Annotated in this window: 27 protein-coding genes and 1 pseudogene; 7 read left to right on the plus strand and 21 right to left on the minus strand. The window is 69.6% G+C overall.

Going from position 1 to position 25508, the window contains the following annotated elements:
- Positions 1 to 79: 79 nt before the first annotated feature.
- The 3 genes from NF20_RS04810 to NF20_RS04820 all read left to right on the plus strand — a co-directional run bounded on the left by NF20_RS04810 (position 80) and on the right by NF20_RS04820 (position 2575).
- Positions 80 to 886 carry an acyl-CoA thioesterase gene (locus NF20_RS04810; protein ID WP_033710839.1) on the plus strand — a complete coding sequence of 269 codons (807 nt, stop codon included), beginning with the start codon at positions 80 to 82 and terminating at the stop codon, positions 884 to 886.
- A 62-nt stretch (positions 887 to 948) separates the two neighbouring features.
- Positions 949 to 1467 carry a nuclear transport factor 2 family protein gene (locus NF20_RS04815; protein WP_033710840.1) on the plus strand — a complete coding sequence of 173 codons (519 nt, stop codon included), beginning with the start codon at positions 949 to 951 and terminating at the stop codon, positions 1465 to 1467.
- A gap of 7 nt (positions 1468 to 1474) precedes the next feature.
- Positions 1475 to 2575 (plus strand): NAD-dependent epimerase/dehydratase family protein, encoded by a 1101-nt coding sequence (locus NF20_RS04820; protein WP_003876723.1) that lies wholly within the window; start codon positions 1475 to 1477, stop codon positions 2573 to 2575.
- Between the two features lie 9 nt (positions 2576 to 2584).
- On the opposite strand, the gene NF20_RS04825 is transcribed toward NF20_RS04820, so the two are convergent.
- The gene (locus NF20_RS04825) at positions 2585 to 3556 is read right to left on the minus strand and encodes an aldo/keto reductase (protein ID WP_033710842.1); all 972 of its coding nucleotides are present in this window, start codon (positions 3554 to 3556) and stop codon (positions 2585 to 2587) included.
- A gap of 86 nt (positions 3557 to 3642) precedes the next feature.
- Here NF20_RS04825 and NF20_RS04830 point away from each other — a divergent pair, with 86 nt between their 5' ends.
- Complete coding sequence (locus NF20_RS04830) at positions 3643 to 4953, plus strand: acyltransferase family protein (RefSeq protein WP_033710844.1); 1311 nt, start codon at positions 3643 to 3645, stop codon at positions 4951 to 4953.
- Between the two features lie 34 nt (positions 4954 to 4987).
- Here the strand turns inward: NF20_RS04830 and NF20_RS04835 are convergent, their stop codons facing one another.
- The 10 genes from NF20_RS04835 to NF20_RS04880 all read right to left on the minus strand — a co-directional run bounded on the left by NF20_RS04835 (position 4988) and on the right by NF20_RS04880 (position 14669).
- The gene (locus NF20_RS04835) at positions 4988 to 5872 is read right to left on the minus strand and encodes a universal stress protein (protein ID WP_033710845.1); all 885 of its coding nucleotides are present in this window, start codon (positions 5870 to 5872) and stop codon (positions 4988 to 4990) included.
- 67 nt (positions 5873 to 5939) lie between these two features.
- Positions 5940 to 6884: a formate/nitrite transporter family protein gene (locus NF20_RS04840; protein WP_009976750.1), complete on the minus strand. Its 945-nt coding sequence runs from the start codon at positions 6882 to 6884 to the stop codon at positions 5940 to 5942.
- The gene (locus tag NF20_RS04845; protein ID WP_003876728.1) at positions 6881 to 7150 is read right to left on the minus strand and encodes a hypothetical protein; all 270 of its coding nucleotides are present in this window, start codon (positions 7148 to 7150) and stop codon (positions 6881 to 6883) included. Before NF20_RS04845 ends, NF20_RS04840 begins: the two co-directional genes overlap by 4 nt.
- Positions 7147 to 7776, minus strand: a complete 630-nt coding sequence (locus tag NF20_RS04850) for an RNA polymerase sigma factor (protein ID WP_033710846.1) — start codon at positions 7774 to 7776, stop codon at positions 7147 to 7149. The genes NF20_RS04845 and NF20_RS04850 overlap by 4 nt, the downstream gene beginning before the upstream one ends.
- Before the next feature lie 10 nt (positions 7777 to 7786).
- Positions 7787 to 8854 (minus strand): acyl-CoA dehydrogenase family protein, encoded by a 1068-nt coding sequence (locus NF20_RS04855; RefSeq protein WP_033710847.1) that lies wholly within the window; start codon positions 8852 to 8854, stop codon positions 7787 to 7789.
- 60 nt (positions 8855 to 8914) lie between these two features.
- Positions 8915 to 9439: an OsmC family protein gene (locus NF20_RS04860; RefSeq protein WP_009976745.1), complete on the minus strand. Its 525-nt coding sequence runs from the start codon at positions 9437 to 9439 to the stop codon at positions 8915 to 8917.
- A 163-nt stretch (positions 9440 to 9602) separates the two neighbouring features.
- Entirely contained in the window at positions 9603 to 10919 is a 1317-nt protein-coding gene (efeB, locus tag NF20_RS04865) for an iron uptake transporter deferrochelatase/peroxidase subunit (protein WP_033710848.1), read from the minus strand.
- A 2-nt stretch (positions 10920 to 10921) separates the two neighbouring features.
- The gene (gene efeO, locus NF20_RS04870) at positions 10922 to 12097 is read right to left on the minus strand and encodes an iron uptake system protein EfeO (protein WP_172975538.1); all 1176 of its coding nucleotides are present in this window, start codon (positions 12095 to 12097) and stop codon (positions 10922 to 10924) included.
- A 37-nt stretch (positions 12098 to 12134) separates the two neighbouring features.
- Positions 12135 to 13745 (minus strand): iron uptake transporter permease EfeU, encoded by a 1611-nt coding sequence (gene efeU / locus NF20_RS04875; protein ID WP_033710849.1) that lies wholly within the window; start codon positions 13743 to 13745, stop codon positions 12135 to 12137.
- 90 nt (positions 13746 to 13835) lie between these two features.
- Positions 13836 to 14669, minus strand: coding sequence for a DUF3097 family protein (locus NF20_RS04880; protein ID WP_033710850.1), 834 nt, complete (start codon positions 14667 to 14669; stop codon positions 13836 to 13838).
- Between the two features lie 233 nt (positions 14670 to 14902).
- Between NF20_RS04880 and NF20_RS04885 the strand changes: the two genes are divergently transcribed.
- Entirely contained in the window at positions 14903 to 15190 is a 288-nt protein-coding gene (locus NF20_RS04885; RefSeq protein WP_009976737.1) for a DUF3349 domain-containing protein, read from the plus strand.
- 25 nt (positions 15191 to 15215) lie between these two features.
- On the opposite strand, the gene NF20_RS04890 is transcribed toward NF20_RS04885, so the two are convergent.
- The 6 genes and pseudogenes from NF20_RS04890 to NF20_RS04915 all read right to left on the minus strand — a co-directional run bounded on the left by NF20_RS04890 (position 15216) and on the right by NF20_RS04915 (position 21357).
- Positions 15216 to 16184, minus strand: coding sequence for a patatin-like phospholipase family protein (locus NF20_RS04890; protein WP_033710851.1), 969 nt, complete (start codon positions 16182 to 16184; stop codon positions 15216 to 15218).
- Between the two features lie 7 nt (positions 16185 to 16191).
- Positions 16192 to 17262 carry an ABC transporter ATP-binding protein gene (locus NF20_RS04895; RefSeq protein WP_033710853.1) on the minus strand — a complete coding sequence of 357 codons (1071 nt, stop codon included), beginning with the start codon at positions 17260 to 17262 and terminating at the stop codon, positions 16192 to 16194.
- A gap of 2 nt (positions 17263 to 17264) precedes the next feature.
- Complete coding sequence (locus NF20_RS27575; protein WP_033717221.1) at positions 17265 to 18086, minus strand: carbohydrate ABC transporter permease; 822 nt, start codon at positions 18084 to 18086, stop codon at positions 17265 to 17267.
- A 9-nt stretch (positions 18087 to 18095) separates the two neighbouring features.
- Positions 18096 to 18997, minus strand: a pseudogene (locus NF20_RS27580) (carbohydrate ABC transporter permease); the annotation flags it as partial.
- Between the two features lie 36 nt (positions 18998 to 19033).
- Positions 19034 to 20359, minus strand: a complete 1326-nt coding sequence (locus NF20_RS04910) for an ABC transporter substrate-binding protein (RefSeq protein WP_033710854.1) — start codon at positions 20357 to 20359, stop codon at positions 19034 to 19036.
- A 65-nt stretch (positions 20360 to 20424) separates the two neighbouring features.
- Positions 20425 to 21357 (minus strand): sigma-70 family RNA polymerase sigma factor, encoded by a 933-nt coding sequence (locus NF20_RS04915; protein ID WP_033710855.1) that lies wholly within the window; start codon positions 21355 to 21357, stop codon positions 20425 to 20427.
- Between the two features lie 168 nt (positions 21358 to 21525).
- Here NF20_RS04915 and NF20_RS04920 point away from each other — a divergent pair, with 168 nt between their 5' ends.
- On the plus strand, positions 21526 to 21876 hold the full coding sequence (locus tag NF20_RS04920; RefSeq protein WP_003878038.1) for a DoxX family protein: 351 nt from the start codon (positions 21526 to 21528) through the stop codon (positions 21874 to 21876).
- A gap of 13 nt (positions 21877 to 21889) precedes the next feature.
- Here NF20_RS04920 and NF20_RS04925 read toward each other — a convergent pair whose 3' ends face one another.
- Entirely contained in the window at positions 21890 to 22690 is an 801-nt protein-coding gene (locus tag NF20_RS04925) for a nuclear transport factor 2 family protein (protein WP_033710856.1), read from the minus strand.
- A complete protein-coding gene (pncA, locus tag NF20_RS04930; RefSeq protein WP_155267635.1) occupies positions 22690 to 23250 on the minus strand; it encodes a pyrazinamidase PncA in 561 nt (186 codons plus the stop codon). Before pncA ends, NF20_RS04925 begins: the two co-directional genes overlap by 1 nt.
- 110 nt (positions 23251 to 23360) lie before the next feature.
- Between pncA and NF20_RS04935 the strand changes: the two genes are divergently transcribed.
- The gene (locus NF20_RS04935; RefSeq protein ID WP_050593662.1) at positions 23361 to 24428 is read left to right on the plus strand and encodes a DoxX family protein; all 1068 of its coding nucleotides are present in this window, start codon (positions 23361 to 23363) and stop codon (positions 24426 to 24428) included.
- Positions 24429 to 24432: 4 nt separating this feature from the next.
- On the opposite strand, the gene NF20_RS04940 is transcribed toward NF20_RS04935, so the two are convergent.
- Both NF20_RS04940 and NF20_RS04945 read right to left on the minus strand, forming a co-directional pair.
- A complete protein-coding gene (locus NF20_RS04940) occupies positions 24433 to 25011 on the minus strand; it encodes an AAA family ATPase (protein WP_003876749.1) in 579 nt (192 codons plus the stop codon).
- Between the two features lie 30 nt (positions 25012 to 25041).
- On the minus strand, positions 25042 to 25431 hold the full coding sequence (locus NF20_RS04945) for a TA system antitoxin ParD family protein (protein ID WP_033710872.1): 390 nt from the start codon (positions 25429 to 25431) through the stop codon (positions 25042 to 25044).
- Positions 25432 to 25508: the final 77 nt, after the last annotated feature.

Consider the following 25508-nt stretch of genomic DNA (forward strand, 5'->3'; position numbering starts at 1 on the left):
CTACGAACGGACCGGCCGGGTCCGCGAGACCCGGTGTCCGGTCGCGGCGTCGCCCGCAAGTAATCTGCGTCGAACCGCCATGACCGACACACATGTTTTCGATGAAGCGCTGCGCCTCGACACGCTGGGCGCCGATGCCCGGCGTGGCCGCACCCACCCGGAGTGGGCCAACATGGTCGGACCGTTCGGCGGCATCACGGCCGCCACGCTGCTCAGCGCCGTCCACGCCCACCCCGACCGCATCGGCGACCCGCTTGCCCTGACCGTCAACTATGCCGCGCCCATCGCCGACGGCGACTTCGACGTCACACTGCGGGCCGCCCGCACCAACCGCACCAACCAGCACTGGATTGTCGAGCTCAGCCAGGACGACGTGGTCAAGACCACCGCCACCGCGATCTTCGCGCTGCGGCGCGACAGCTGGTCGGACACCGAAGCGCGGCCGCCCGGCACCCCGCCGCCCGAGCGGCTGCCGAGCGTCGATCCGGGCCTGGTTCGGTGGACCGGCCGCTACGACATGCGGTACGTCGAAGGGGCGATGCCCGGGCGAGACGCGGATCCCAGCCCGTCGTCGACCAGCACGCTGTGGGTCCGCGACAAGGCGGGACGCCCGGTGGATTATCCGGCGCTGGCCGCATTGTGCGACATCTTCTACCCGCGGGTGTTCTTGCGCCGCGGCGGCTTCGTGCCGTCCGGGACCATCTCGCTGACCACCTACTTCCACGCCGATCAACACGAGCTCGACGCCGTGGGCGACGACTTCGTCCTGGCCAGCGCCCACGCCAACCGCTTCGACCGCGGCTATTTCGACCAGAGCGCCCGGGTGTGGACCCGGCAGGGCGGGCTGCTGGCCAGCAGCCATCAGGTCGTCTACTTCAAAGGCTGACGGGTTTACACTTCGCCAGGAAAACGTCACGTGCAGACCCGTGCGAGAAGAATCGAGCCGCAATGACCGAGCGCGCGCACAGCGCGGTCGCCGACACCCTGCCGGCGATCGAATCCATCAAGCAACTCAAGGCGCGCTACTGCCGCTACCTGGACACCAAGGACTGGCCGGCCTGGCGGACGATCTTCACCGACGACTTCCTCAGCGACACCTCCGAAGCCGGCGGCGCGGTGATCGCCGGCGCCGACGACTTCGTGGCCTTCACCCGCCGGGCACTCGGCCGCGCCACCCAGCCCACGGCGCATCAGGTGCACAACCCCGAGATCGAGCTCACCTCGGCGACGACCGCGCGCGGGACGTGGGCGCTGCAAGACGTCGTCCGCTTCGGGCCCGGGATAACGTTGGTCGGCTACGGCCACTACCACGAAACCTACGAAAACATCGACGGCCAGTGGTTCATCAAGAGCTCCAAGCTAACTCGACTGCGCGAGGACATCGTGACTCCCCTCTTCTCGATCTACGTCTCCCCCCGGATCCGCGCCGCGATCGGCACCATCGCCGGCCGCCTGATGGATCGGTGACCCGGCCATGACCGCCAACACCGTTCTGGTCACCGGCGCGTTCGGACAGGTCGGCAAGCGCTGCACGCAGCTTCTGCTGCAGCGCGGACGCACCGTCGTCGCGATGGACCTGCGCAACGACAACACCGCCGCCGTCGCAACCGAACTCGCCGCCGGCGGCTATCCCGGCACGCTGATTCCCGCCTACACCGACCTGCTGGACGCCGAGGCGGTGCGGGACCTGGTCACCGCCCACCAGCCCGACGCCGTCGTGCACCTGGCCGCCGTGGTCTCCCCGCTGTCATATCGCAAACCCGACCTGGCCCGGCGAGTCAACGTCGGCGGCACCGAGAACCTGTTGGCCGCCTGCACGGCGCTGCCCCGCCCGCCCCTGTTCCTGATGGCCTCCAGCGCCGCGGTCTACGGGTCGCGAAACCCCTACCGCCAGCCGGAGCGGATCACCCCGGATACCCCGGTGAACCCGATCGACCAATACGGCCAGGACAAGGTGCTGGCCGAGGCGGCAATCCGGGCCAGCGGGCTGCCGTATGCGCTGTTCCGGCTCGGCGGGATCATCTCGCCGGACACCCACGCCTCCATCAACGGCGACTACCTGCTGCTGATGCGATCGATGCCCAGCGACAACCGGATGCACGCGGTGGATGCGCGGGACGTGGCGCTGGCCTTCGCCAACGGCGTCGATCGTGCGGCCACCATTTCCGGCAAGGTGCTGCTCATCGGCGGCAACGAGTCTTACGTGCTCACCCAGCGCGAACTGGAGGACGCCATGATGGAGGCCGTCGGGCTGGGCCGGCTCGGCCCGTCGGCCAGTTTGCCCGGCAACCCGGCCGACGACCGGGGCTGGAGTTTCACCGGCTGGTACGACACCACCGAAGCCCAGCAGCTGCTCGACTTCCAGGAGCACGACTGGAGCCAGACGGTGGCCTGGCTGGCCGAATCGCAGGGCCGCAGCCGGCTCGCCCTGCGACTGCTGGGGCCGCTGCTGCGGCCCCTCCTGCGCACCATCTTGATCGTGCAGCGCCGGCTGGAGGGACGCGGCCCCTACGCCGACCCGTGGACGTTGATCGAAAAGAAGTACGGCACAGCGGCATTGGCGACCGCCGACTAACCGGTTCGGTCAGCGGTCGATCCACGCCAGCTGCGCGTCGGCGTGGTGGCCGCCCACCGGCGGCGTGAGTCGATCCAGCCGGGACAGCTGCTCGGTAGTCAGCTCCAGCGCGTCGGCCCCGACGTTTTCTTCCAGGCGGGCGACGCGTTTGGTGCCCGGGATCGGCACGATGTCGGGGCCTTTCGCCAGCAACCAGGCCAACGCGACCTGGGCCGGCGTGGCGCCGACGTCCGCGGCGATGTCCCGCAATTCGTCGGCGCAGCGCAGGTTGTGGGCGAAGTTCTGTTCCGCGAACCGCGGGTTGGTCCTGCGGTAGTCGGTGTCGGGCAGCTCGTGCGCGGAGCGGATAGCGCCGGTGAGGAAGCCGCGGCCCAGCGGTGAGTAGGCGACGAACCCGATCCCCAGTTCGCGCAGCACCGGCAGTATCTCGTCTTCCTGGTCGCGGGTCCACAGCGAGTACTCCGATTGGACGGCGGTGATCGGGTGCACCGCGTGCGCACGGCGGATGGTATTCACCCCGACCTCGGAGAGACCGATGTGCCGGATCTTGCCGGCGGCGACCAGTTCGGCCAGCGCTCCGACGGTGTCTTCGATCGGGGTTTGGCGGTCGAGGCGGTGCTGGTAGTACAGGTCGATGCGGTCCGTGGCCAGCCGGCGCAGCGAACCATCCACGGCGACACGGATATTGGCGGGGCTGCTGTCCAGGCCGTCGCGGCCGGTGTGCGAGATCAGGCCGAACTTGGTGGCCAGCACCACCCGATCGCGCCGCCCGCGCAGCGCTCGGGCCAACAGTTCCTCGTTGACGTAGGGGCCGTACACCTCGGCGGTGTCGATCAGCGTCACACCCAGCTCGATGGCGCGGTGCACGGTGCGGATCGATTCGGCGTCGTCGGTGCCGGCGCCGGCGTAGGCCACCGACATTCCCATCGCCCCCAGGCCCAGCCGGCCCACCTGCAGTCCGCCGAGTTGAGCCTGCTTCATGGCGCGTCTCCTGTTCCTGACGTGGTTGCGCGCGGGGCCGAACGGTAGCGTGGCGCTGTGTCCCGCGTCGAGCTTCCCGCGATCTGATGCAGCACGCAAACAGCGCGCGGCCGGCGCGCAATCTGGCGGTCGATTATTACCGCGTGTCCGGGGTGGTGCTGATCGTGCTCGGGCACTGGCTGGCCGGATCGGTGACCTATCACGACGGGCAGTTCGGCCGGCAGAACCCGTTGGTGGACATGCCCTGGACGCAATGGCTGACCTGGCCGTTCCAGGCGGTTCCGACCTTCTTCCTGGTGGCCGGGTACGCCGGCGCAGTGTCCTGGACGCACCGGCACGACGAAGAGGGAGTGCCCCGTCGGTCCTGGCTGCAGCGCCGGCTGGCCCGGGTCCTCGGGCCGACCGCGGTGTATGCGGTGCTGGTGTCGGCGGTGGTGGTCGCGCTGGCCGCCTGCGGCGTGGCGGGTTCGGTGCTCGAGTACGCCGGTTGGGCGGTGGCCATGCACCTGTGGTTTTTGGCGGTGTATCTGGTGGTGGTGTCGTTGACGCCGATTGCGCTTGTCGTGCAACGCCGTTGGGGGCTGTGGGTGCCCGCGGCACTCGCTGTGACGGTGGCCGTGGTCGATGCGGCCCGGATCGGCGCCCATCTGCCCCACCTCAGCTGGGTGAACTATGTGTTGGGCTGGGGAACGCTGTATCAGCTCGGGATCGCTTGGCACGAAGGGTCATTGGCGGGCCGTCGGCCGTGGCTGCTGGCCGGCGTCTCGGCGGTGCTGCTGGCGGCATTGATCTGGCTGCGCGTGTATCCGGTCAGCATGATCGGGGTTCCCGGCCAGACCATCGACAACACCACGCCGCCCACCGTGGCGCTGCTGGCCTTCGGCGGCGCCCAAACCGGAATCGTGATGGCGGCTGCACCCGCGCTCAACCGCGCGCTGCGCGCCATCCGGGCCGAGCGGGGGCTCTCGATCGCCAACAACAACATCATGGCCCTCTACCTGTGGCACATGATTCCAGTCGTGATCGTGGCGATCGTCGGATATCCGGCCGGGCTGTTGCCGCAGCCCCCCGAAGGCAGCGTGCAGTGGTGGCAGGCCCGGCTGGAATGGGTGGCCGTCCTGAGCGCGGTGACGGCGGTCGAAATGGTGCTGTTGTGGTGGGCCCGAAGGCTTTTCGCCGCGCCGCTGCCGCTGCTTGGCGTTCCCCTGCCCGCGCGCGCCGCCGAACCCGTGCTGCTGGCCGGTGCGGCACTGGCGGCCTACACCCTGTCCGTGGTGGCCGCCGAGGGCTTTGCGCCCGACGGGCGGTTCCCGTGGCCGACCGCCCTGGTTTTCGCGGCCGGTGTGCTGCTCGCGGCGTTACGTCCCACCGCTCGCCCGGTGGAGCGGCCGGCGTGAACCGGGTTGTTCGGCCGGCGGCGCGGCCGCGTGCTCAGGCCGGCGGTCGCGCGACGATGACCGGTACCCGCACCGAGTGCAGGACGGCGTTGCTCACCGAACCCAGCAGCAGCCGGGCCAGCCCGCCCCGACCGTGGCTGCCGACCACGACCAGCTGCGCGGTTTCCGAGCTGCTGATGATGTGTTGCGCCGCCCGGTCGCGGGCGACCAGGCGATGGACGGTCACGTCGGGATAGCGTTCCCGCCAGCCCGCCAGGCTCTCGGCGAGGTGCCGCTCCGCTTCGGCTTCGACTATCGGCCAATCGATTTCGAATACCTCGGTGACCGCGGTGTCGCTCCACGCGTGGATGGCCACCAGATCGACGCCGCGCCGGGATGCTTCGTCGAACGCGATTTCGGTGGCCAGTTCGGAGGCCGGTGAGCCGTCGGTGCCCAGCAGCACCGGCGCGCTGTGCGGATCCGGCAGCTCTTCGTCCCGCACGACCGCGACCGGGCAGTTCGCGTGACGGACCACCGCCGAGCTGACCGAGCCGAGCAGACCGCGGGCCAGCAATCCATGTCCGGCGCTGCCCAGCACCAGCATTCGTGCGGTGCCGGACAGCTCGAGCAGGGCGGGCACCGGGGCCGAGTAGAGCAGTTTTCGGCCGATCGGAACCTGGCGGTCGGCCGGCATCGCCTCCTCGGCGATCTTGGTGGCGTGCAGGATCGCTTGTTTGCCTTCGTCTTCCAGGTTGGTGGCCAGCGCCTCGGGGTACGGGACCGGCGGGTACATGGTGGTCGGGGTCGACACCGCATGCACGATGGTCAGCGGGCAGTGGCGCATCGCCGCTTCCCGGGCCGCCCAGTAGGCGGCCGCGTTCGAGGCCGGCGAGCCGTCGACCGCGACGGCGATGCCGAGTTGCTGGACGGGTGCGGACATTTCATTCTCCCTCCATCGGTGACCATGCTATTCCGCGGAGGGGGTGTCGGTCGTGAGGCTTTGGTCCTCAGCCGTCGGGCCGGAGGGCTCCCGTCGAAAGGAGGCGGCGCCGCTGCAAGTGCGCGATGATCCAGAACGGCAGCGCCACGAAGACGGTACCGCCGATCAGGTTGCCCACGGTGGTGACGCCGATGTTGGTCAGCAGGCCGTGGTCGCCGAATCCCCAGCCGATATCGCCGCGCGCGGCGATCGGGTGAAACAGGTTGAGCAGCAAGGGAAGTCCGACGAACCCGACGTTGGCGATCACGTGCTGGGTGCCACCGATCACGAACGCGAACGGGCCGTAGAACGCCAGCGCCATCCGGGCCACGTCGCTGCGGGCCTTGAAGAACATGCACATCGAGGTCTGCAGGAACCACGTGCACAGCACGGCGAGCAGCAGCGCCGTCCAGAACGGCTGGCCGGCCTTCTGGGTACCGACGGTCGCGGCGCGGTCGGCGAAGGCGCCCAGGTAGGGGCCGCCGGCGGCGGCGCACACGGTGACGAACACCAGCGCGCCGACGATGTTGCCGACCAGTCCGACGGCGACCAGCACCACGTAGCTGCGGATGCTCAGCGCCCGTTGCAGCACGGCGAGAAAGCCGGCGGCCATGTCGGCGGTGATCAGCGACATGCCCGACACCAGGATGAGGACGAAAGACATGCCGAATGCCAGGCCCATCAACAGGCTCGCCACCCCCGGTGTCTTGACGCCGGTGCTGACCACCAGGGCCAGCAGCACACCGAAGGCCACCATCGCGCCGCCGACCAACGAGCGCATCAGGAACGCCCACGGGTGCGCCGCCTTTTCCACCGCCATGGCCGAAACCCGGTCCACCATGGCGCCGACCGTCAGCGGCTCGAAGGGATCCGCGGTGCCGCCGTCGCCGGCGACGGCGGCGGGCAACGCGGTGACCGTGTCCACCACCGCCACCGCGCCCTGGCGCTGCGGCGCTGAAGCGTTGATCGTCATCGGTGTTCGCCTTTCGTCAAGGTGTTGAGCGCGTTGAGGATTCGGGTCACGTCGTGCTCGCCGAGCTGCTCGCCGTCGAAGACATGGCGGAGCAGGATCTTGAGGTCGAGCATCTGTTGCAGGTAGACCAGGCACGGCGGGCACTCGTCGAGGTGCTTGGCCACGATCGGCCCCCACTGCTGCGGGTCGGCGTCGACGAGGTCGTCGACCAGGCGAACGAAGTCGACGCAGTCGATGGCGGGGACGGTGTTGTCGGGAACGGTCATGGCTGGTACCGCTTTTCCAATTCGTTTCGGAGATTTCCCCGGGCCCGGTAGAGCAGCGCCCGCTGCGCCTCGGCGGACAGTTCCAGCAGCTCCGCCGCCTCCTCGGCCGAGATGCCGACGAGATCCCGCAGGATCACGAGTTGGCGCTGGCGCGCGGGCAACGCGTCCAGCGCCTCGCGCAGGTAGCCCAGCAGCTCACGGTGCACGGTCTGGTCTTCGGGCAGGAACCGGCGCGATGGCGGCACCCTCCAGTGGCCGGCATCGGGATGCCCGGCGGGATGCATGCGGCCGGAGAGCGGGTCGACGGCCTCGATGTCCGCGTCGGCCAGCACCTCGTGACGGCGGATCCGCGACTCCCGGCGGCGGTGCCGCGCGGCGGTGTGCTTGACGATGCCGAACAGCCAGGTGCCGACCGACGATCGGCCCTGAAACGAGTCCGAGGATCGCAGCACCTGCAGCCACGCCTCCTGCACGGCCTCTTCGGCCACCGCCGGCGAATCCACCATGGTGCGGGCGAAATTCAGCATCGGCCGGTGAAAGTCGCGCACCAGGCGGGCCAGCGGCACACCGCCGACCAACCGCCCCGCGTCGGTGCCCTCCGGCGGCACCGCCACCGGGGTCACCATCGACCCGTGCTCAGCCGCATCCGGCCAGCTCCCAGCGCAGCTGCGCCTCGGACGGGGACTGGACCGGAATGAACGCCGCCTCCCGGTAGCGCCTGCTCGCCGATGTCCTGCTCGCATAACCCTTGCCGCCGGCGGTGCGGATCTCCACATCGGCGCTGGCGGCGGCCAATTCGGCCGCGGCCAGCCGAAGTGACAACAGCTCCTTCTTGCTCGGCGCCGCCGGCCCGCCCACGGCCGCGGCCAGTTTCGCCAGCGTTTCCTCGGCTGCGCCCAGCTTCTCGGTGATGGCTTCGACGTCGGCGCGAAACACCGCGTTGACTCCGCCCAGCCCGAGGCCGGCCTGCCGCACCGCGGTCCGGCTCAGCCCCAGGCACATCGCGGATTGCAGCACAAGGAAAGTCGGCCGGACCGCCTGCAGGAAGCCGTCGAAATCGCGGGACAGCACCTGCTCGTCCGCGATGTGAGCGCCGTCGAAGTTCAGATACGACGAGGCGGTGCTGCCCAGGGCGAGCAGATCGAAGTGCTCGCCCAGGATCACCCCGGGCGTGTCCAGCGGCACCGCGACGATCAACCGCTCGCCGGCCTCGGTGCGCACCGCGGTCACCATCGTCGAATCGGGATACAGGTTGCTGGCCCACCTGATCGGCCCGGACACCCGGTAGCCCCCGGCCACCGGCGTGGCGGTCAGCTCCACGCTGCCACAGCCCGCCGCCTCCTTGAACGCGGCGGCCATGCCGGTGACCCCCAGTGCGCTTCCGCGCAGCAGCGGCCGGACCGCGGCGGCGCTGAACGGGGTTGCGGCCGTGAGCAAATACTCGACCGTCATGCGGTGCGCCCACAGCGAGAAGCCGGTGCTCATGCAGATCCCGGAGATGGACCGGATCACCTCGGCCATGACCGGCAGCCGGCCGTCGCGGTTGCCCGGGGCGCCGATCCCGAGCACGCCGGCCTCGCCCAGCGCGGTGAAGCTGCGCCGGGCGCTGTCCTGGCCGCGGTCCAGCACCGCGGCATGAGCCCGGATGTCCTCGACCAGCGCGGCGTCGAGCAGGCCGGTTGCGCCATCCACGGTCGCCGTCATGCCATCACCTCCGGCGTCCCGGCATCGAATGCCGTTGGGGCCCAGCGCAGTTCGCGGTGCTCATCCGGTGACCAGGGTGGAGTCGACGCTGACCGGGTTGCGGAAGGTGTTCACCACCGGCGACCAGGCGATGGCGTTGTCGTGGATCTCCTTCAGCGTGGCCTCGTCCGCGTCCCCGGCCAGGCTCACCGTGCAGCGCACCGCGCTGAACCCGAGCCGCTTTCCCGGCGGGGTGTCCCCGACACCCCACACCGCGGAGATGTCGATGTCGGCTTCCATCTCGACCTCGATCTTGGTCAGCGTTACGCCGCGGTGCGTGGCGTTGGCCAGCAACCCCACCGACACGCAGGAGCCCAGCGCGGCCAGCGCGGTCTCGGAGGGGTTGGGCGCCGAGTCGTCGCCCAGCAGCGCGGGGGGCTCCCCCACCAGCATGGGCGCCAGGTCCCGGACGTAGGTCATGTTGCGGAATCCCTTCTCGCACACCGTCTTGGCCTTCAGCGTCTTCTTGCCGGTCTCGGGGTTGGCCTTGGCGTTACAGGACAGCCGGTCCAGGCCTTCGGCGTCGATGACGAGCGCGTCGGTCATATGACTTCTCCGTTTCTCGCTGATTGTGCGGCTTCACGGAGTTGGTGCTCGGCGGGCGCCGACGCGTGACGGCGGGCCGGCCTGCTGCGGCGGTGAGCCGGCCCACATCGGCGCCGGCCACCGGCGGCGCGGTTACCGCCGCGCGCCGCGCGGCGGAATTTGCTCAGCGGAACAGGCTTTGGGCGATGTAGTGGCCTTCAGCGGGCGGGGGCGGGACGGCGAAGATTGCTGACCCGATGTGGCGGATGTACTCGTTGAGCAGGTCGTGGGCGCCCAACCGGTTCTGCAGCCGGATAAAATCTTGCGGATCTTTTTGATACGAGATGAACAGCAGGCCGGCGTTGAGTTGGCCGTTGGCGTCCAGGCCGTCGGTGTAGTTGTAGGACCGCCGTCGGATCATGATGCCGTCGTTGTTCTCCCGGGCGGCGAGGCCGACGTGCGACATCGGATCGATGAGCGGATTGCCGTCGGGGCCCTTGGCGGTGAAATCGGGGGTGTCGAATTCGTGCCTCCCGGACAGCGGCGCGCCTTCTTCCTTGGTGCGGCCGAAGATCCGCTGCTGATTGCCGATCCGGTCGACGTCCCATGTCTCGAGCAGCATCCGGATCTTGCGGACCACTTGGTAGGTTCCGCCGTTCATCCACGGCTGGTCGCTGTTGTCGACCCACACGAACCGATCGTGTTCCGCCTGGCTGGCGATGTTGCGGGTGCCGTCCTTGAACCCCAACAGGTTTCGCGGCGTGTGCTGGCCGGGGCCGGCCGAGGCTCGGCCGAAGCCGAGCACCGCCCAGAACGGCGAGACGATGTTGCGGCCCAGCCGGGCCAGGTTGCGCACGGCGTGGTAGCAGACCTGCGGGTCGTCGGCGCACGCCTGCACGGACAGGTCGCCGCCGTGCAGGCGAGGATCCAGGTTGTCGCCGTTGAGCGGTGGCAGGTCGGTGAACACCGCGGGCCGGCGCGCGGCCAGTCCGAAACGATCGCCGAACAGCGACGGCCCCAACCCGATCGTGACGGTGAGGCTGGCCGGGCTCAACCCGTCGGCCTCCCCGGTGTCGGCCGGGGGCTGCACGTCGACCTGCGGCTGCACGGTGCCGACCGGCTTTCCCTGCTGCAGGATCGCGGCCGCCGCCGACCAGCGCGCCAGCAGGGTCTGCAACTCGGTGCGGCCGGCACCGGACGCCAGGGAGAACGACATGAACATGGCGTAACGCTGTGGCGGCGTGTCGATTCCGCCCTGGTGCGGCTGGCCGTAGAAGGGGTAGCTGCGGCGCAGGTCGACGGTGTCGTGGTCGTCGCCGCGCTGCCCCGCCGCCACGGCGTGCCCGGCGAACCCGCCGCCTACGGCGCCGATGGCGACGCCGCTGAGGCCGGCCAGCACCGCGCCGCCCAGCGCGCGCCGGCGCGACACGGTCGTCGAATCAGGTTCCACGCCTTCGCTTTTCGGCGCGCTGTCGGTGGGTTCGATGGGGTCGTCGGTCATGGTCAGCCGGCCGAGACGACTTTTTGCGCGACGGTGGACAGGCTTTGATGCAGCGGCTGGATGACCGCGGTCAGCTTGGGCGCGTCGCTGGCCTTCAGTGCCGGCGTGTAGGTGCGGTAGCCGCCGAGCGCGCCGGGGTCGCGATATCCGTCCAGGGTGGCGAGCACGTTCTGGAACTGCTGGTCGATCTGGTGGACCAGGTTGTTGTCGATCTTCTCCAGGCCGGGGCGCAGCGACGCGTACGCCTGCTGGGCGCCTTCCACGTTGCCGGAAAAGTCGACCAGGTCGATGTGGCTGAAGGCCTCTTCCTCACCGGTGATCTTGGTGTTCTGGATTTCTTCGATCAGGTCGCTGGCGCCGTTGGCCAGGTCCTCGGGCTTGTACTGCAGGGTGGCGACGATGCCGTGCAGTTTGCCGACGTTGCCCACCAGCTCGGTGCTCAGCGCCTTGGTGCCCGGGGTGATCGCGCCGGCCTGCCACAGGTCGCGCTCGATCGCGTGGAAGCCTTTCCACCCGACCTTGGCGTCGACCGGGGTGGACTCCCGCATGTCGATCAGATAGTCGAGGCTGCCGGCGTTGTCGCCGACCGCGAAGCCGGGCAGCACGAATCCCTCCACGGTGGATTCCGAACGCTCCCAGTACAACCGGGCTTTGGCGTAGGCCGCCTTCGCGGCGTCGAGGTTGCCCGCCTGCACGGCCGCGTCGAGGGCCTTGGCGCCGTCGTTGAGCTGACCGATCTGGTTGACGATATAGGCCGCATAGTCCTTGGTGCCTTGGCTGAGGACGGTCGCGACGGTGCCCGTCGGCGTCGCCGGAGCTTTGCCCGTCACCGTCAGGGTCTGGTACTCGGTGCTGGCCCCGGGGCAGTAGAGCTGGTAGGAGCCGCCGTCCAGGGTGAGGGTGAACGACACCGGGTCCAATCCCGGTGCCAGGTTCTCCTTTTCACCGACGATGCGCTGGTCGCGGAGCAGTTCGACCTCGCTGATGCCGGGGGCATTGGTGTTGGCCACGGTGAAGGTGACCGGCCCGGCGGGCACGTTGGTGGTGTCCAGCGCGCAGCCGTCCTTGCCGGCGCTGTTGGTCAGGGTGATCTTGACCGCGCTGCCGCCGCCGGGCTTGGACTGCGCAGCATGGTTCGCGTTGTCGCCGGAGTGGCCGCATGCGGTCACCGACAGCATCGTCGTCGCAACGAGAACCGCTGCGGGCCAAGCGGATTCACGAGACCGGCACGTTGCCCCGGCGATGCGCCTCACCATCGATTGCTTTCCTCTCATCTTCTCGCTTGCGGTCCATGCGCACCGAGGCTAGCGCCGACAGCGCGCACGCCACCGCGAAACCGGCGATTACCAAGGGAAGCCAGACATTCCACAGCTGTCCCTCCCCCCGGTTGCGGTCGCCGGCGGCGATCGCGGCGGTGGTCGCGTGGTCTTCGGCGGCGGACGTGGACCAGTCGGTCGCCAGCCCGCCGAGACTGACGGTCTTGGCCCCGGTCAACCCGCCGCCCGTCAGCACCGCCGTGCGGTTGCTCGCCGCTTTCGCACTGATCACCGTGTCGCCCCGGGTGAGCACCGTGTACACGGTGGTCGTCGACCATTGGCCCTGAAACGGCCCCGGGGTGCGCGCCGCCGCCAGACCGACCGGCAACCGGCCGCCGGTCATGTCGCGCAGCTGGTCCAGCGTGATCTCGGGCGCGCCGTCAACCCCGGCGGTTTCGGAGGCCTGCCACGCCTGGACCGGCAGCCCGTCCACGCTCTGGTCGTCGGCCGGGACAAGCTGGATGTGGTGCACGGTCGAGGTGCCCGCGGGGGTGACGGTCAGTTCGCGCCCGTGCGGCCCGGTCGCCATCGACACCGCGGCGGCGTGCCCGGCGCGGTCGGTGACGGTGCGGGTGCGCGCGGCGTCGACCGTGTCCCGGGCGGGCGCCGCGACCGCGAGCACGGCGGCGATGGCCAGCAGCAGCGTGGCGGCGGTCGCCAGCAGCCGGCCTCGGGCGCGCGGGGTGGCCGCCAGCCGGGCCGGCCACAGGAACACGACGAGCACCGGCACGGCGTACAGCAGCCAGCCCAGCACCTCGACCAGACGGGGGTCGGCGGGGATGCCGAGCACGCCGGTGGTGACCGCGCCCAGCACGGAATCGCTCGGGATCCAGCCGGACAGGTCGAAAAGCTGCCGCTGGCCGATGTTCAGCCAGCCGGCCTCGTGCGCGGTGCGCAGCGCACCTAGCACCAGGCCGGCGGCGATCAGCACCAGGAACACCCCGGTCACCCGAAAGAACCGGCCCAGGTTCAGCCGCAGGCCGCCGAAGTACAGGCCCACGCCGAGCCCGATCGACGTCGCGATGCCCAGCACCCCGCCCAGCACGGCGAACCACCGGCTGCCGTGCGAGGTCTCGGCCGCCGCCAGCAGGAACACCGACGTCTCGAAGCCCTCCTTGAGGACGGCGAGGAAGGCCATGGCGCCCAGGGCCAGGGCCCCGCCGCGGTGGACCGCCTGGCGGGCTTCGCGCTCGAGTTCACCCTTGAGCTGCGCGGCGTTGCGGTTCATCCAGATGATCATCGAGGTCACGAACACCACGGCGACGGCGTTGATGACGGTTTCCATCATCTCTTGCTGGGCCTGCGGCAGGCTGGTCGCCAGCAGGTCCAGGCCGACGCCCACCGCGACGCTGAGCAGCACCGCCACCGCGACGCCGGCGAACATCGGGCGCAGGGTCTGGCCGTTTCGCTTGAGGAAGGCGGCGACGATGCTCACGATCAGTGACGCCTCGAGGCCTTCACGCAGACCGATGAGAAACGTGCCGATGAATACGCCGAATACGCCCTGCATACGCCCGATTTCTGTCCCGCCGATCGGGACTTTCGGCTTAGCGTAGCCTAGCTAAACTCCGGCCGGCGGCCAGGTCCTGCGGGCGCCGGGTCAGGCGGCCGGCTGCGTCACGAAGTCGATGAGTTCTTCGACCCGGCTGATCAGCGCCGGCTCGAGGTCGTTCCAGTCGCGCACCCGCGAACGGATGTGCCGCCACGCCCGGGCAATGTCGGCCTGATCGGCGTGCGGCAAACGCAACGCCCGGCACACGCCGTGCTTCCACTCCACGTGCCGGGGCACCTCCGGCCAGGCCGCCAGGCCCAGCCGCTGCGGTTTGACCGCCTGCCAGATGTCGACGTAGGGGTGGCCGACGACCAGCGTGTCGGTGCCACCCGGCCCCCGTCGCACCGCGTCGGCGATGCGCGCCTCCTTGGAACCGGGCACCAGGTGGTCGATGAGCACGCCGAGCCGACGCCCCGGGCCGGGTGCGAACTCGGCGACGATGTCCACCAGATCGTCGACGCCGCCGAGTTGCTCGACGACGACGCCTTCGATCCGCAGGTCCTCCCCCCACACCTGCGCGATCAGTTCGGCGTCGTGACGGCCCTCGACGTAGATGCGGCTGGCGCGGGCAACCCGCGCTCGCGCGCCCGGCACGGCGACCGATCCGGACGCCGTCCTGGCCGCGGCGGCCGGCGCCGGCCGCCGCGGCGCTGTCAAGATGACCGGGCGGCCTTCGAGCAAAAACCCAGGGCCCAAAGGAAACCCACGCACATGACCGCGCCGGTCTTCCAGATCCACCCGACCGTATTCCACCCGCACCACCGCGCCGACGTAGCCGGTTTCCACGTCCTCGATCACCAGCCCCGGCTCGGCCGGATGCTCGGTCGAGCGGGGCTTGCGCCGACCCGGCGCAAGGACATCCGTTCCATAGCGATCCATCACGCGGCGATACTAGAAAGCGTTGGGGCCAAGCATCGTTACGGCGCGCCACCGTGTGCGAATCGTGACCGAGACCGGCGCCGCTGAAACCGTGCCGGGGCTGCCAGCACCGCCGGCGAGAAAAACGCGTTTAACTGTGTGGCGTTACCTGGCTGATCGCGTTACCGATGGTACGTTGCTAGCCAGGTAAAGCACTGCCGCTTAAGCGCAACCGCGGCGGTTAGCGAGGTGGACGTATGGACCTGGCACACTGGGTGACCAGCATTGTGGCTTTCGTGCGGGCCGGCTACCCCGCCGGCATGCCGGCCACCGGTCACGTGCCGTTGGTGGCGTTGGCGCACCGGCGTCTGTGCCACGACGACATCACCGCCATCGCAACCGATCTCATCGCCCGCCGACTGTGGCCGATCAGCTCCGTTGACATCGGGGTGGAGATCACCCGGTTCACCAATCAGCTGCCCTCACCGCAGGACGTCGACCTGGTGTTGCGCCGCGTTCACGCGATCCGCTGCTCGCGCGGATAGCCAATTGCCCGGCGGTCCACCGCCGTCACGGAGTTTCGGGCACCGGGCCGCCGCAGGCCTTCAAGTAGTCGGCGTAGTTCCAGGTCTGCAGAAACTGTTGGCCCGCTTGCCTTCCCCGTTCGCAGAGAGCTTCGCGTTGCTGTGCGGTGATGGCGAAGTCGATCGGGCTGACGTCCTCGGCAGGCACGAAGATGGTGCGCCGCACGGTGCACGGGTCGTCGATGTAGGCGTTGTCCTGGTTGCTGACCAGCGTCTCGATCGCCGCGATCCCCAACGACACCGGGCCGTGTACGGGATGGGTGGGCGGAATGCCCGGACGGGCCGACAACCGGATCCCGAAGGTGGGCCATTGCGGTTGCCCGTCCGGCCGGTCGAACAACTCGACCGGAAAGTCCGACAGCAAGCCGCCGTCCACCCAGGTGGCACCGCCGACCCGAACCGGCTCGAACACATACGGAATCGCCGACGAGGCGTGCACCGCGCGGGCCACCGGGAAGTCGTCGGGGTCGATGCCGTACGAGCCGAGGTCCCAGGGGATGCGTACCAGCCGGCGCCGGGACAGGTCGCTGGCGGTCACCACCAGCGACCAGGCGAACTGCTCGGGCGCCTCGCCGGTGCGCAGATCGCCGAACGTCCGCACGCCCAGATCGCCGAGCAGACCGGCCAGCAACTGCTCCAGGTAAGCCCCGCGGTACACGCCGTCCGACGTCAACAGCGACAGTCCCCCGCCGATCACCGGCACGTGGCCGATCAGGTTGCGGTCCAAGAACTTCCGGTAGTCGATGGTGCGCATGATGTCGGTCAGCCGGCTCAGCGGCTCGCCGGCGGTCTGCAGGGCCGCCACCAGCGAGGCGACCACCGCGCCGGCGCTGCTGCCGGCCACCCGGGGAAACCGGTAGCCGGCCGCGGCCAGCGCATCCACCGCCCCGACCAGCCCGATGCCGCGGACGCCGCCGCCTTCGCACACCAGGTCGGCACGCACTGTGTTCACCATGACCCCCTTACCCGATTCGCTGGCCGTTGCGACCGAAGAAGTGCAGGTGCCCGGGCGCGGGATGCAGGCGCACCCTGCTGCCCTTCTCCGGGGGGTTGCGCCCGTCGACACGCGCGACGATCGGCGCGTCGATCACCTTGCCCGAACCGGTGATCCGGCCGTACAGGTAGGCGTCGGCACCCAACTCCTCGACCACGTCGACCTCCATCTCGACACCGAGGCCGCCCAGCTCGAAATGCTCGGGACGCACCCCGACGACGACTTCGCTTGCCGCGGCGGCGATCTCGCGTGGCAGTGCGATCGGCCAATCACCAAGTGACACAGCCGAATCCACTACCGGCAAGGTGAACAGGTTCATCGCCGGCGATCCGATGAAGCCCGCCACGAAGACGTTGCTCGGATTGCTGTAGAGCTCCCGGGGCGGCGCGAACTGTTGCAGCACACCGTCGCGCAGCACGGCGACGCGGTCACCCATCGTCATCGCCTCCACTTGGTCGTGGGTGACGTAGACGGTGGTGGTGCCCAGCCGCCGCTGCAGCGCGGCGATCTGGTTGCGGGTCTGCACCCGCAGCTTGGCGTCGAGATTGGACAGCGGTTCATCCATCAGGAAGACCTGCGGCCGGCGCACGATCGCGCGACCCATCGCCACTCGCTGCCGCTGACCGCCGGACAGATCTTTGGGTTTGCGATCCAGATACGGTTGCAGGTCAAGCAGTTTCGCGGCGTCCAGCACCCGCTCGCGGATCTGCGCCTTGGGGATCTTGGCGATCTTCATGGCGAACCCCATGTTCTGGGCCACCGTCATGTGCGGGTACAGCGCATAGTTCTGGAAGACCATCGCCACGTCTCGTTGCTTGGGGTCGACGTTGGTGACGTCCCGGTCACCGATCAGGATGCGTCCGGAGTCCACGGTTTCCAGCCCGGCCACCATCCGCAGTGAGGTGGTCTTGCCGCATCCGGAGGGTCCGACCAGCACCACGAATTCACCGTCGCCGACAACGAGGTTCAGGTTGTCCAGGGCGGGCCGGTCCGCCCCCGGGTAACGCCGGGTCGCTTGCTGGAACGTCACCGAAGCCATGCTCACCCGCCCATCCCGGTGACGGCGATGCCGCGGACGAACGAGCGTTGCGCGATCGCGTAGATGATGACCAGGGGCAGCATGATCAGCATCGAGGCTGCCATCAGAACCGGCCAGCGGGCAACGTATTCGCCCTTCATCCGGACCAGGCCCAGGGTCAGGGTGGCCAGGCTGCTGCGCTGAATCATCAACAGCGGCCACAGGAAGTCGTTCCAGACGTTGACCCAGGTGAGCACGGCGAGCACCATCACCGCCGGCCGGGCGTGCGGCAGCAGGATCCGCCAGTAGACCTGCCACGGTGTGCAACCGTCCAGGATCGCCGCTTCCTCCAGATCGGTGGGAAGGGTGCGGAAGAATTGCCGCATCAGGTAGGTGCCGAAAGCGCTGCCGAAGAACCCGGGCACGATCATCGCCCACGGGGTGTCGACCCACCCCAGCGTCCGCATGATCAGGAATTGCGGGATCACCGTCACCGTCAGCGGCACCATCAGCGTGCCCAGGTAGACCACGAACAGCGTGTTGCGGCCGCGGAAATCCAGTCGGGCGAAGGCGTATCCGGCCAGGGAGCAGAAGAAGACATGCCCGGCGGTGACGCAGCCGGCGTACAGCACGGTGTTGACGAACATCCGCCCGATCGGCATCAACGCGAACACCTCGGTGTAGTTCGACCAGCGCGGGCGGGCCGGCACCAGCGTGGGCTCGCTGACCTCGCCCTCGGTTTTCAGCGATCCCGACACCGCCCACGCGATCGGGAACAGCGCGCACCAGGCGATGCCCAGCAGCGCGGCGTAGACGGTGGCGGCGCGGAGCACGGTGCGCTTGATGACGGCCTCACTTGAGCCACGGGAAGTCTCCAAGGAACGTCGATGGCTGACCCGCAACTGCACCACGGTCAGCACCAGCAGGACCGCGAACATCACCCACGCCAGCGCGGAGGCGTATCCGAATTCCAGGAACGAGAAGGCATGCTGGAACAGCATGATGCCCAGCACGTAGGTCGCCGACTCGGGTCCGCCGCTGGGGCCGGTGAGCACGTAGACCATGTCGAATGCCTGGAATGCGTGGATGATCGAGATGATCACCACGAACGAGATCGACCCCCGGATCAGCGGCACGGTGATGGCGAAGAATTGCCGGATCTCGCCGGCGCCGTCGATCCTGGCCGCCTCGTACACCGTTTCCGGAACGCCCTGCATCGCCGCCAGCAGGACCACCGTGGCGAACGGGACGCTGCGCCACACGCTGACGATGCACAGCGACGCCATGGCCCAGCGGGGCTCGACCAGCCACGGCACCGGGCCCAGCCCGACCCAGCCGAGCATGATGTTCAGCAGCCCGTTGTCGGTGTTGAAGACGAATTGCCACACCACCGCCATCACCACCGAGGAGATGGCCAGCGGCAGAAAGACGATCGTCCGGAAAATGCCGATTCCCCTGACCTTTTGGTTCAGCACACCGGCGACGGCCAGGCTGATGGCCACCGTCGGGACGACCGATCCCAGCGTGAAGATCACCGTGTTGCGGATCGCGATCAGAAACAACGGGTCGGAGCTGAACAGATCCGTGAAGTTCTTCAGCCCCACGAACTTCGGCGGGGTGAACACGTCCCACCGCTGAAAGCTCATGTACAGCGAGAAGCCCAGCGGAAAGAGCATGAACACAGCGACCGCCACCATGTTGGGCGCGACGAACAACCGGCCCGCCCATGCGTGCCGGCGCCACGGGCTCGGGTTCTTCGGGGTCCGCCGGGCCGCCTCGGTGTCCAGCGCGGTCATGGGCTGCGCAGCACTTCGTCGACGGAGCGGGACAGCCCGGCCAATGACGTCGCGGGCCGGCTGCCCCGCAGGATCGGCCCGAAGTTGCGGTCCATCAACGCATTGACCTTCTCCCACGCCGGGGTGATCGGCAGGCCCTGGGAGAAGGCCGGTCCGTCGGTCAGCACGCCGAGGTTGCCGACCCGCCGGTGCGCCCTGGCGAATCCGTCCGATTTGAGCGCCGAGCGCAGCACCGGAACGAACAGGCAGGATTCACCGATCAGCGCCTGCCCGACGGGCCCGGTGGCGAACTTGACGAACTCCCAGGCCTGCTCCTTGCGCGGGCTGCTCGATGAGATAGCCAGCCCGGTGGCGCCGATGTCGGAACAGGCGGGCTGCCCCTTGCCGACCGCCGGACCGACCGGCAACGGAGCGACGTCGAAATCAAGGCCCTCGGCGCGGAGGTAGGTCTGGTAGCGCCAGTGCCCGCCGAGCGCCATGGCGGCCCTGCCCACGGCGAACAGGTTGGGCGTCGACATCGACTGTGTCTCCGAGGCATTGGGGGCGACCCGGTATTTGTTGGCCAGGTCGGCATAGAACTGCACCGCCTCCTGGAAGGCGGCGTTGTCGAAGTTGAAGTGTGTCGGGTTCAGCCGCGGATCCGACCAGGGCACGCCGTTGTTCATGGCGAACAGGCCGGCCGAGTAGTAGGAGCCCCAGGTGTTGACGAATCCGTACTGGGCGGCCCGGCCGGAGGCGTCGCGCTTGGTCAGCGCGCGCGCCGCGTTCAGGAATTCGGTGAAGTCCCAAGGGTGTTGCCACGCCGTGGGCGGCGACGGCACTCCGGCCTCGTCGAAGAGCCGCTTGTTGTAGAACAGGTAGTTGCCCGACCATTGCTCGGGAAGGGCGTACTGCTTGCCGTTGAAGGTGAAGGTCTCGTACAGCGCGGGGATGCTGTCGGCCTGCAGCTGCTGGGCGAACGCCTTGTCCCGCGCCAGCAGCGGGCCCAGATCCAGCAGCACACCGCGGTCGGCGAGTTCGGCGTAGGACAGTTCCCACGCCATCAGCACGTCGGGGCATCTGCCGCCGACGCAAAACGTCGAAAGTTGTTGCATCACGCCGGGCCCGGACAGCACCGCCCGCACCTTGATGTCGGGGTGGCGGCGCGCGAACTCGTCGATGATGCGCATCCGCGCGTCCCGCTCCTCCGGATTGGCCGCGAAGAAGAAGGTCAGCGCGCCGTCGTCGGAGCCGCAGCCGGCCGACCATGGGGCGAGCGCCGCCGCGGAAAGCGCGCCCGCACCGCGCAGCAGGCTGCGCCGTCCGAACGGCCTATCGAGCATGGTCCTCCCGGTCTGGCCCGGTGCCGGTCCGGTGGCCGGCGTCCTCTGACGTCCTTGGTACCCGATCAGGTTGTGATGTTCCTGAACCGGCCGGCGGGTGGCAGCGCCAGCGTTGCCCGGCGGATGCGCTCAGGGTCGCCGGTGATGTCGATCGTGTGGATGCGATCGTCGGCCCCGATGCCGATCATCAACAGGATCTGGGCGCGCCCGCGGGCAGCGATCACGATGCCCGGTGTCCCGTCGATGAGCATGACAGCACCGGCGCGGGCCCGCCCGGCGAATCGACAGGTCTCCTGCGCGACCCGGGTGGCGCCGCGCAGCGCGGTCGGCACGTCCGCGGGCACCAGGACAGGATCGACCGTGCGCAGTACGTCGGGGGCCAGCAGCTGCAGCAGCGCGGCGATGTCACCGCCGCGCGACGCCGCCAGGAACGCCTGCACCACCTCGACGTGGCGCTCGATCCGGTGCCCGTCCCGGCGGGGTGGGCCGGCCGGGGCGGCGTGCAGCCGGGCGCGGGCCCGGCTGGCCAGCTTCTTGGCGGCGTCCGGCGACCGGTTCAACAATTCGGCGATCGTCTCGAACGGCATGGCGAACACGTCGTGCAGGACGAAGGCGACGCGCTGCGCCGGCGAGAGCCGATCGAGCACCACCAGCAGCGCGGTGCTCACCGACTCGGCCAGCAGGGTGTCCTCGTCGGCCGGCGACGACGCCGGCACGGCCAGCCGGTCCAGCTCCTCGGGCGCGGCGAGCGGTAGCTCGGCCCGCCGTTTGCGCGCCCGCAGCTGATCGAGGGCCTCGCGCACGGTGATCGTCGTGAACCAGCCGGACAGGTTGTCGACCGCCGCGAAGTCCGCGCGGCTGGCCTTGAGCCAGGCCGACTGCACCGCATCGTCGGCGTCGGCCAGCGAGCCCAGCAGCTGGAACGCGACCGACCTCAGGTGGCGCCGGTCGTCGTCGAAACGCTGCGCCAGCTCCGCCAAATTTCGTGGGGCGTTCATGGGTCACCTTTTCCGCACGGCAGTCGTCAAGTTGGTGACCGCATCCCTCCGACATGCCAAGGAGACCACCATGACCATACCCATCACGGGTCGCGGGGCGCTGTGTACCCGCGCGGCCGGCCGCGGCGAGAACCCCGGAAACGGCTGCGCGGCAAGGGATTGATGCACATGAACACCGTATTCGTCGGGATCATACTGTTCACCGCGGCCATCACCGCCGCGATCGCGGTGGCCGACTTCGTCCCGGCGCGATTCGTGCTGGCCAACTCGGCCGAGGTCGGGGTGCCGCGGTCCTGGCTGCCCGCGCTGGGTGCGGCGAAATTGGCCGGGGCCGCCGGCCTCGTCGTCGGGCTGCTGGGGTTGCCGGCGCTGGGAATCGCCGCGGCCGCCGGGCTGGTGGTGTTCTTCGTCGGTGCGGTGCTGACGCACCTGCGGGCCGGCGTGCTGTACAACATCGCGTTTCCCGGGGCCTACCTGTGTCTGTCCGCGGCATCGCTGGCCTGGATGGCTCTGCGCTGAATCGGGCGCGAGGTCAGGCCGGGAAGTAGCGGATCCGGTTGATCGCGTTGGCCCGCCAGGCCACATCGGCGAACATGATGGCGCGGCCGTGACCCGAATACAGCGAGACCGCCACGGCGGGGCCGGCGCTGTTCATCTTGGTGAGGCCCACCCCCGCCAACTGTTCGGCCAATTCGGCCAGTTCGATCGGGTCGCGGTCGCCCAAAGTTATTGCCGCCGTTGATGACAACGCCTGCGCAGCGGCGAACTTGTCGCCGGCTGCGACGGCGTCGAGGAAGCGCCGCACCAGCCGTTGGTGCGGCGCGCCCACGCGGCGGAATCCGGCCATGAAGCCCGCGCTGCCCCGCCATCCCTGATTGCGCAGCAGCCCGCGGCACAGGTCCACGGCAGGGCGCGCCGCGCCCGGGCCGCTGCGCAGGAACTGGACCATCATGGCCGGAAGCTCCCAATAAGCACGCAGCGCGCCGATTAGCCACTCGCCGTTGGTTTCTCGAAGGTCGTAGCGCAGGAACGCGGGAATGTACATGGTGACCGCCGGGCCCATCGCCACCTCGAGCTCCAGATCGCGCAGCACCGCCGTGCCGAAGACGATGTCGAGATCGCGGTGGAACCTGATGTCCCGGGGGGCGATGAACGTGTCATAGAAGCGGCCGATCTGCGTCCGCCCGAGGTGGGGTCGCGAGCCGACCGGGTCCTCGATCCGGCCGTCGGGGGTGAACAACGCCACCCACGCGGCGCGGTCGTGCGCGGCGGCGGCCTGCGGCGAGCGCTCCACCGCGGCCAGCAGCTGCTGCCGATCCAGGGGCGCCACCATCAGCGTGCTCCGACCAATTCGATTCCGGCGCTTCGCATTTCGTCCAGCGCCCGGGCCGCCGAATCCTGCGCTGCGGCCGCGGTCAGGTGCACCAGCACCCGGGTGGTCAGGCCCGCGCGCGCCGCGTCCTCGGCGGTCCGCCGCACGCAATGGTCGGTGGCGATGCCGACCACGTCGACCTCGTCGACCCCGCGCCGGCGCAACCATTCCAGCAGCGGCGTCCCGTTGTCGTCGACGCCCTCGAAGCCGCTGTACCCCGCGGCGTAGGCGCCCTTGCGGAAGACGGCGTCGACGCGGGTGGTGTCCAGCTCGGGCCGGAAATCGGCGCCGGCGCTGCCGGCGAGGCAGTGCACCGGCCAGGACGACGAATAGTCGGGCCGGTCGGAGAAGTGATCACCCGGGTCGATGTGGAAATCCTGCGTCGCCACCACGTAGTCGTAGCCCGGAGCGTCGTCCAGGTAGGCGTTGATGGCGGGCGCCACGGCCGCGCCACCGGCCACCGGCACCGAGCCGCCCTCGCAGAAATCGTTTTGCACGTCGACGATGATCAACGCTCGCACCACTTCACCCTAGCCGCACCCGCCGGGCCGCCGCAGCGCCGCGGCGCGGCTCTAGCTGGGCATATCGGCACCACGGTTTGCTCGACAACGAGCCGGGTAATACACCGGCCATGGTGATCAGGAGAATCGCGCGACCCCTGTTATCAGTGGCATTCATCGGGCAAGGAGTCAACTCACTGCTCAACCCGAAATCGGCGGCCGAGGCGGCGGCGCCGGCCGTGGACGGGCTGCAGGCGTTACCGGATTCGGTGAGCGGCAACATTCCCAGCGATCCTGAGACGGTCGCACAGATCACGGCGGCGGTCCAGATCGGCGGCGGTCTGCTGTTGGCCACCGGCAAGCTGCCGCGCGTCGCCTCGGCCGCGCTCGCGCTGACGGTGTTGCCGGCCAACCTCGGGGCGCACTCGTTCTGGAACGAAAGCGACCCGGTGGCCAAAGCCCAGAAGCGCCAACAGTTTCTCACCGACCTGAGCCTGCTGGGCGGATTGTTGATCGCCTCCGCGGACACCGCGGGCAAGCCCTCGCTGGGCTGGCGCGGACGGCGGGCCGCCGAGCGGCTCTCGGAACGGGTGTCTTCGGCGTGGCCCGGCTCCGACGACTCGGGATTCGAGGCCGACCTGTCGGAGCTGGGCGAGCGGATTGCGCACGGCCTGCAGATCGGCGCCGAGCGGGGTCGCGAATTGGCCAGCACCGCAGCCGAACGCGGCGCGCCATACGCCGAGGCGGCACTCGAACGCGGTCGCGAATTGGCCAGCACCGCAGCCGAACGCGGCGCGCCGTACGCCGAGGCGGCACTCGAACGGGGCCGCGAATTGGCCAGCACGGCCGCCGAGCGCGGAAGGCCGCTGGCCAAGAAGGCACGCAAGCGCGGCGAGGAATTGGCCGACGAGGCCGCCGAGCGGGCGGCCTATCTGGCCCAGAAGGCACGCAAGCGCAGCGAGGAACTGGCCGAGGAGGCCGCCGAGCGCGGCAAGCCGCTGGCCAAGAAGGCGCGCAAGCGCAGCGAGAAGCTGGCCAAGAAGGCACGCAAGCGCAGCGAGAAGCTCGCCGGCACGGCGCGGGTGCGCGGCGAGGAGCTGGCCGAAACCGCCCGGCAGCGTGGCAGCCTGCTGGCCGACACCGCCCGCGAGCGGGTCGGCGGCCAGGTCGGGACCGGACGCCGCAAGCTGTCCTGGTGAGCGGTTAGACCGGCCAACGCGACCGCAAGGTCTCGGGTGCCCACGCCGGCCAGTCGACGGCACCGACCGTCAGCCCGCCGCTGAGCCGGGCCACCACACGCGGCCCGCGCAGCCGGCTGTTGTCGTAGCCGGTGGCCAGGTCGGCCAGGGTCATCGCCTCGGCGACCGGAGTCCACAACCGGCGATGCCGCTCGCGGATCTTGGTTTCCGGCACGTCATGGCCGCCGGCCCGCACGCGGTGCCGGACCCGTTCGACGGCAAGGTCTTCCGGGATGAGCAGCACGTGCAGCACGACGGTGAAGCCGGCGCGGCGGGCGGCGTGCAGCAGGTCCAGCTTGGACGGGTGGGAGAACACGGTCTCGGCGATGAACGACCGGCCCAGGTCGATCAGCTTCGCCCGGGTGTCGGCGGCGACCTTCGCGGCGTCGTAGGCGTGCGACGCCGGATCCTGCGGCCAGCGCTGCCGCGCTATCTCGTCGGCGTTGACCACCACGCTGCCCGGCAGCAGCGGCGCCAGGGTCAACGCGATGAACGTCGACTTGCCGGCGCCGTTGGGCCCGACCACCACGTCGAGTCGCTCCATCCGGCCGCCGGACCGCCCGCCGGTGCCGGGTCAGCGCCGGCCGGCCAGCACCACCGCGGTGCCGTCGGGCCGGTGCTCGACGATCTCGCCGTCGTCGTTGAGGGCCACCGTGGTGACACCCTGCCCGGCCAGCGTCGCCCCGTAGTTGGTGCGCGCCAGGCTTTCGTCGATGGCCGCCGAGATCTCGGCGTTGAACACTACGCCCTCTTCGAGGGTGAGTTCGGCGGTGGACAGCCGGCCGGCCAGCGCGGCTTCGACCCGCCGCCGGGACGCGGTGTGCTGGCTGGACACCGCACGCCCGACCCGCGCCCAGTGGTCGAGCTGCTGCTTGGCCGAGCGGCTCTGACGGGCGCCCTCGGCCGCCGCGCTGTCCATCAGATCGGACGCGACCCGGGTGACCCGATCGACGGCCTCGGCCATCACATCCTCCTCGACGCCCCGCGACCGCAACACCCCGTTACAGTCCGTAGCAGAATGCTACACGACGGCCCGGGGGT

Origin of the sequence: Mycobacterium sp. MAC_080597_8934, assembly GCF_000523975.1 — a bacterium.
Classification (GTDB): domain Bacteria; phylum Actinomycetota; class Actinomycetes; order Mycobacteriales; family Mycobacteriaceae; genus Mycobacterium; species Mycobacterium avium.

Excerpts from the sequence above, each read along its gene's own strand:
- NF20_RS04830 (WP_033710844.1), top strand. The coding sequence starts at position 3,643 with ATGCAGCACGCAAACAGCGCGCGGCCGGCGCGCAATCTGGCGGTCGAT.
- efeU (WP_033710849.1), bottom strand. The coding sequence starts at position 13,745 with ATGCAGGGCGTATTCGGCGTATTCATCGGCACGTTTCTCATCGGTCTG.
- NF20_RS04840 (WP_009976750.1), bottom strand. The coding sequence starts at position 6,884 with ATGACGATCAACGCTTCAGCGCCGCAGCGCCAGGGCGCGGTGGCGGTG.
- efeO (WP_172975538.1), bottom strand. The coding sequence starts at position 12,097 with ATGCTGTCGGTGACCGCATGCGGCCACTCCGGCGACAACGCGAACCAT.
- NF20_RS04895 (WP_033710853.1), bottom strand. The coding sequence starts at position 17,262 with ATGGCTTCGGTGACGTTCCAGCAAGCGACCCGGCGTTACCCGGGGGCG.
- efeB (WP_033710848.1), bottom strand. The coding sequence starts at position 10,919 with ATGACCGACGACCCCATCGAACCCACCGACAGCGCGCCGAAAAGCGAA.
- NF20_RS04940 (WP_003876749.1), bottom strand. The coding sequence starts at position 25,011 with ATGGAGCGACTCGACGTGGTGGTCGGGCCCAACGGCGCCGGCAAGTCG.
- NF20_RS04945 (WP_033710872.1), bottom strand. The coding sequence starts at position 25,431 with ATGGCCGAGGCCGTCGATCGGGTCACCCGGGTCGCGTCCGATCTGATG.
- NF20_RS04820 (WP_003876723.1), top strand. The coding sequence starts at position 1,475 with ATGACCGCCAACACCGTTCTGGTCACCGGCGCGTTCGGACAGGTCGGC.
- NF20_RS04910 (WP_033710854.1), bottom strand. The coding sequence starts at position 20,359 with ATGCTCGATAGGCCGTTCGGACGGCGCAGCCTGCTGCGCGGTGCGGGC.
- NF20_RS04810 (WP_033710839.1), top strand. The coding sequence starts at position 80 with ATGACCGACACACATGTTTTCGATGAAGCGCTGCGCCTCGACACGCTG.
- NF20_RS04845 (WP_003876728.1), bottom strand. The coding sequence starts at position 7,150 with ATGACCGTTCCCGACAACACCGTCCCCGCCATCGACTGCGTCGACTTC.
- NF20_RS04815 (WP_033710840.1), top strand. The coding sequence starts at position 949 with ATGACCGAGCGCGCGCACAGCGCGGTCGCCGACACCCTGCCGGCGATC.
- NF20_RS04825 (WP_033710842.1), bottom strand. The coding sequence starts at position 3,556 with ATGAAGCAGGCTCAACTCGGCGGACTGCAGGTGGGCCGGCTGGGCCTG.
- NF20_RS04850 (WP_033710846.1), bottom strand. The coding sequence starts at position 7,776 with ATGGTGACCCCGGTGGCGGTGCCGCCGGAGGGCACCGACGCGGGGCGG.
- NF20_RS04855 (WP_033710847.1), bottom strand. The coding sequence starts at position 8,854 with ATGACGGCGACCGTGGATGGCGCAACCGGCCTGCTCGACGCCGCGCTG.
- NF20_RS04920 (WP_003878038.1), top strand. The coding sequence starts at position 21,526 with ATGAACACCGTATTCGTCGGGATCATACTGTTCACCGCGGCCATCACC.
- NF20_RS04885 (WP_009976737.1), top strand. The coding sequence starts at position 14,903 with ATGGACCTGGCACACTGGGTGACCAGCATTGTGGCTTTCGTGCGGGCC.
- NF20_RS04915 (WP_033710855.1), bottom strand. The coding sequence starts at position 21,357 with ATGAACGCCCCACGAAATTTGGCGGAGCTGGCGCAGCGTTTCGACGAC.
- NF20_RS04860 (WP_009976745.1), bottom strand. The coding sequence starts at position 9,439 with ATGACCGACGCGCTCGTCATCGACGCCGAAGGCCTGGACCGGCTGTCC.
- NF20_RS04935 (WP_050593662.1), top strand. The coding sequence starts at position 23,361 with ATGGTGATCAGGAGAATCGCGCGACCCCTGTTATCAGTGGCATTCATC.
- NF20_RS04925 (WP_033710856.1), bottom strand. The coding sequence starts at position 22,690 with ATGGTGGCGCCCCTGGATCGGCAGCAGCTGCTGGCCGCGGTGGAGCGC.
- NF20_RS04835 (WP_033710845.1), bottom strand. The coding sequence starts at position 5,872 with ATGTCCGCACCCGTCCAGCAACTCGGCATCGCCGTCGCGGTCGACGGC.
- NF20_RS04890 (WP_033710851.1), bottom strand. The coding sequence starts at position 16,184 with ATGGTGAACACAGTGCGTGCCGACCTGGTGTGCGAAGGCGGCGGCGTC.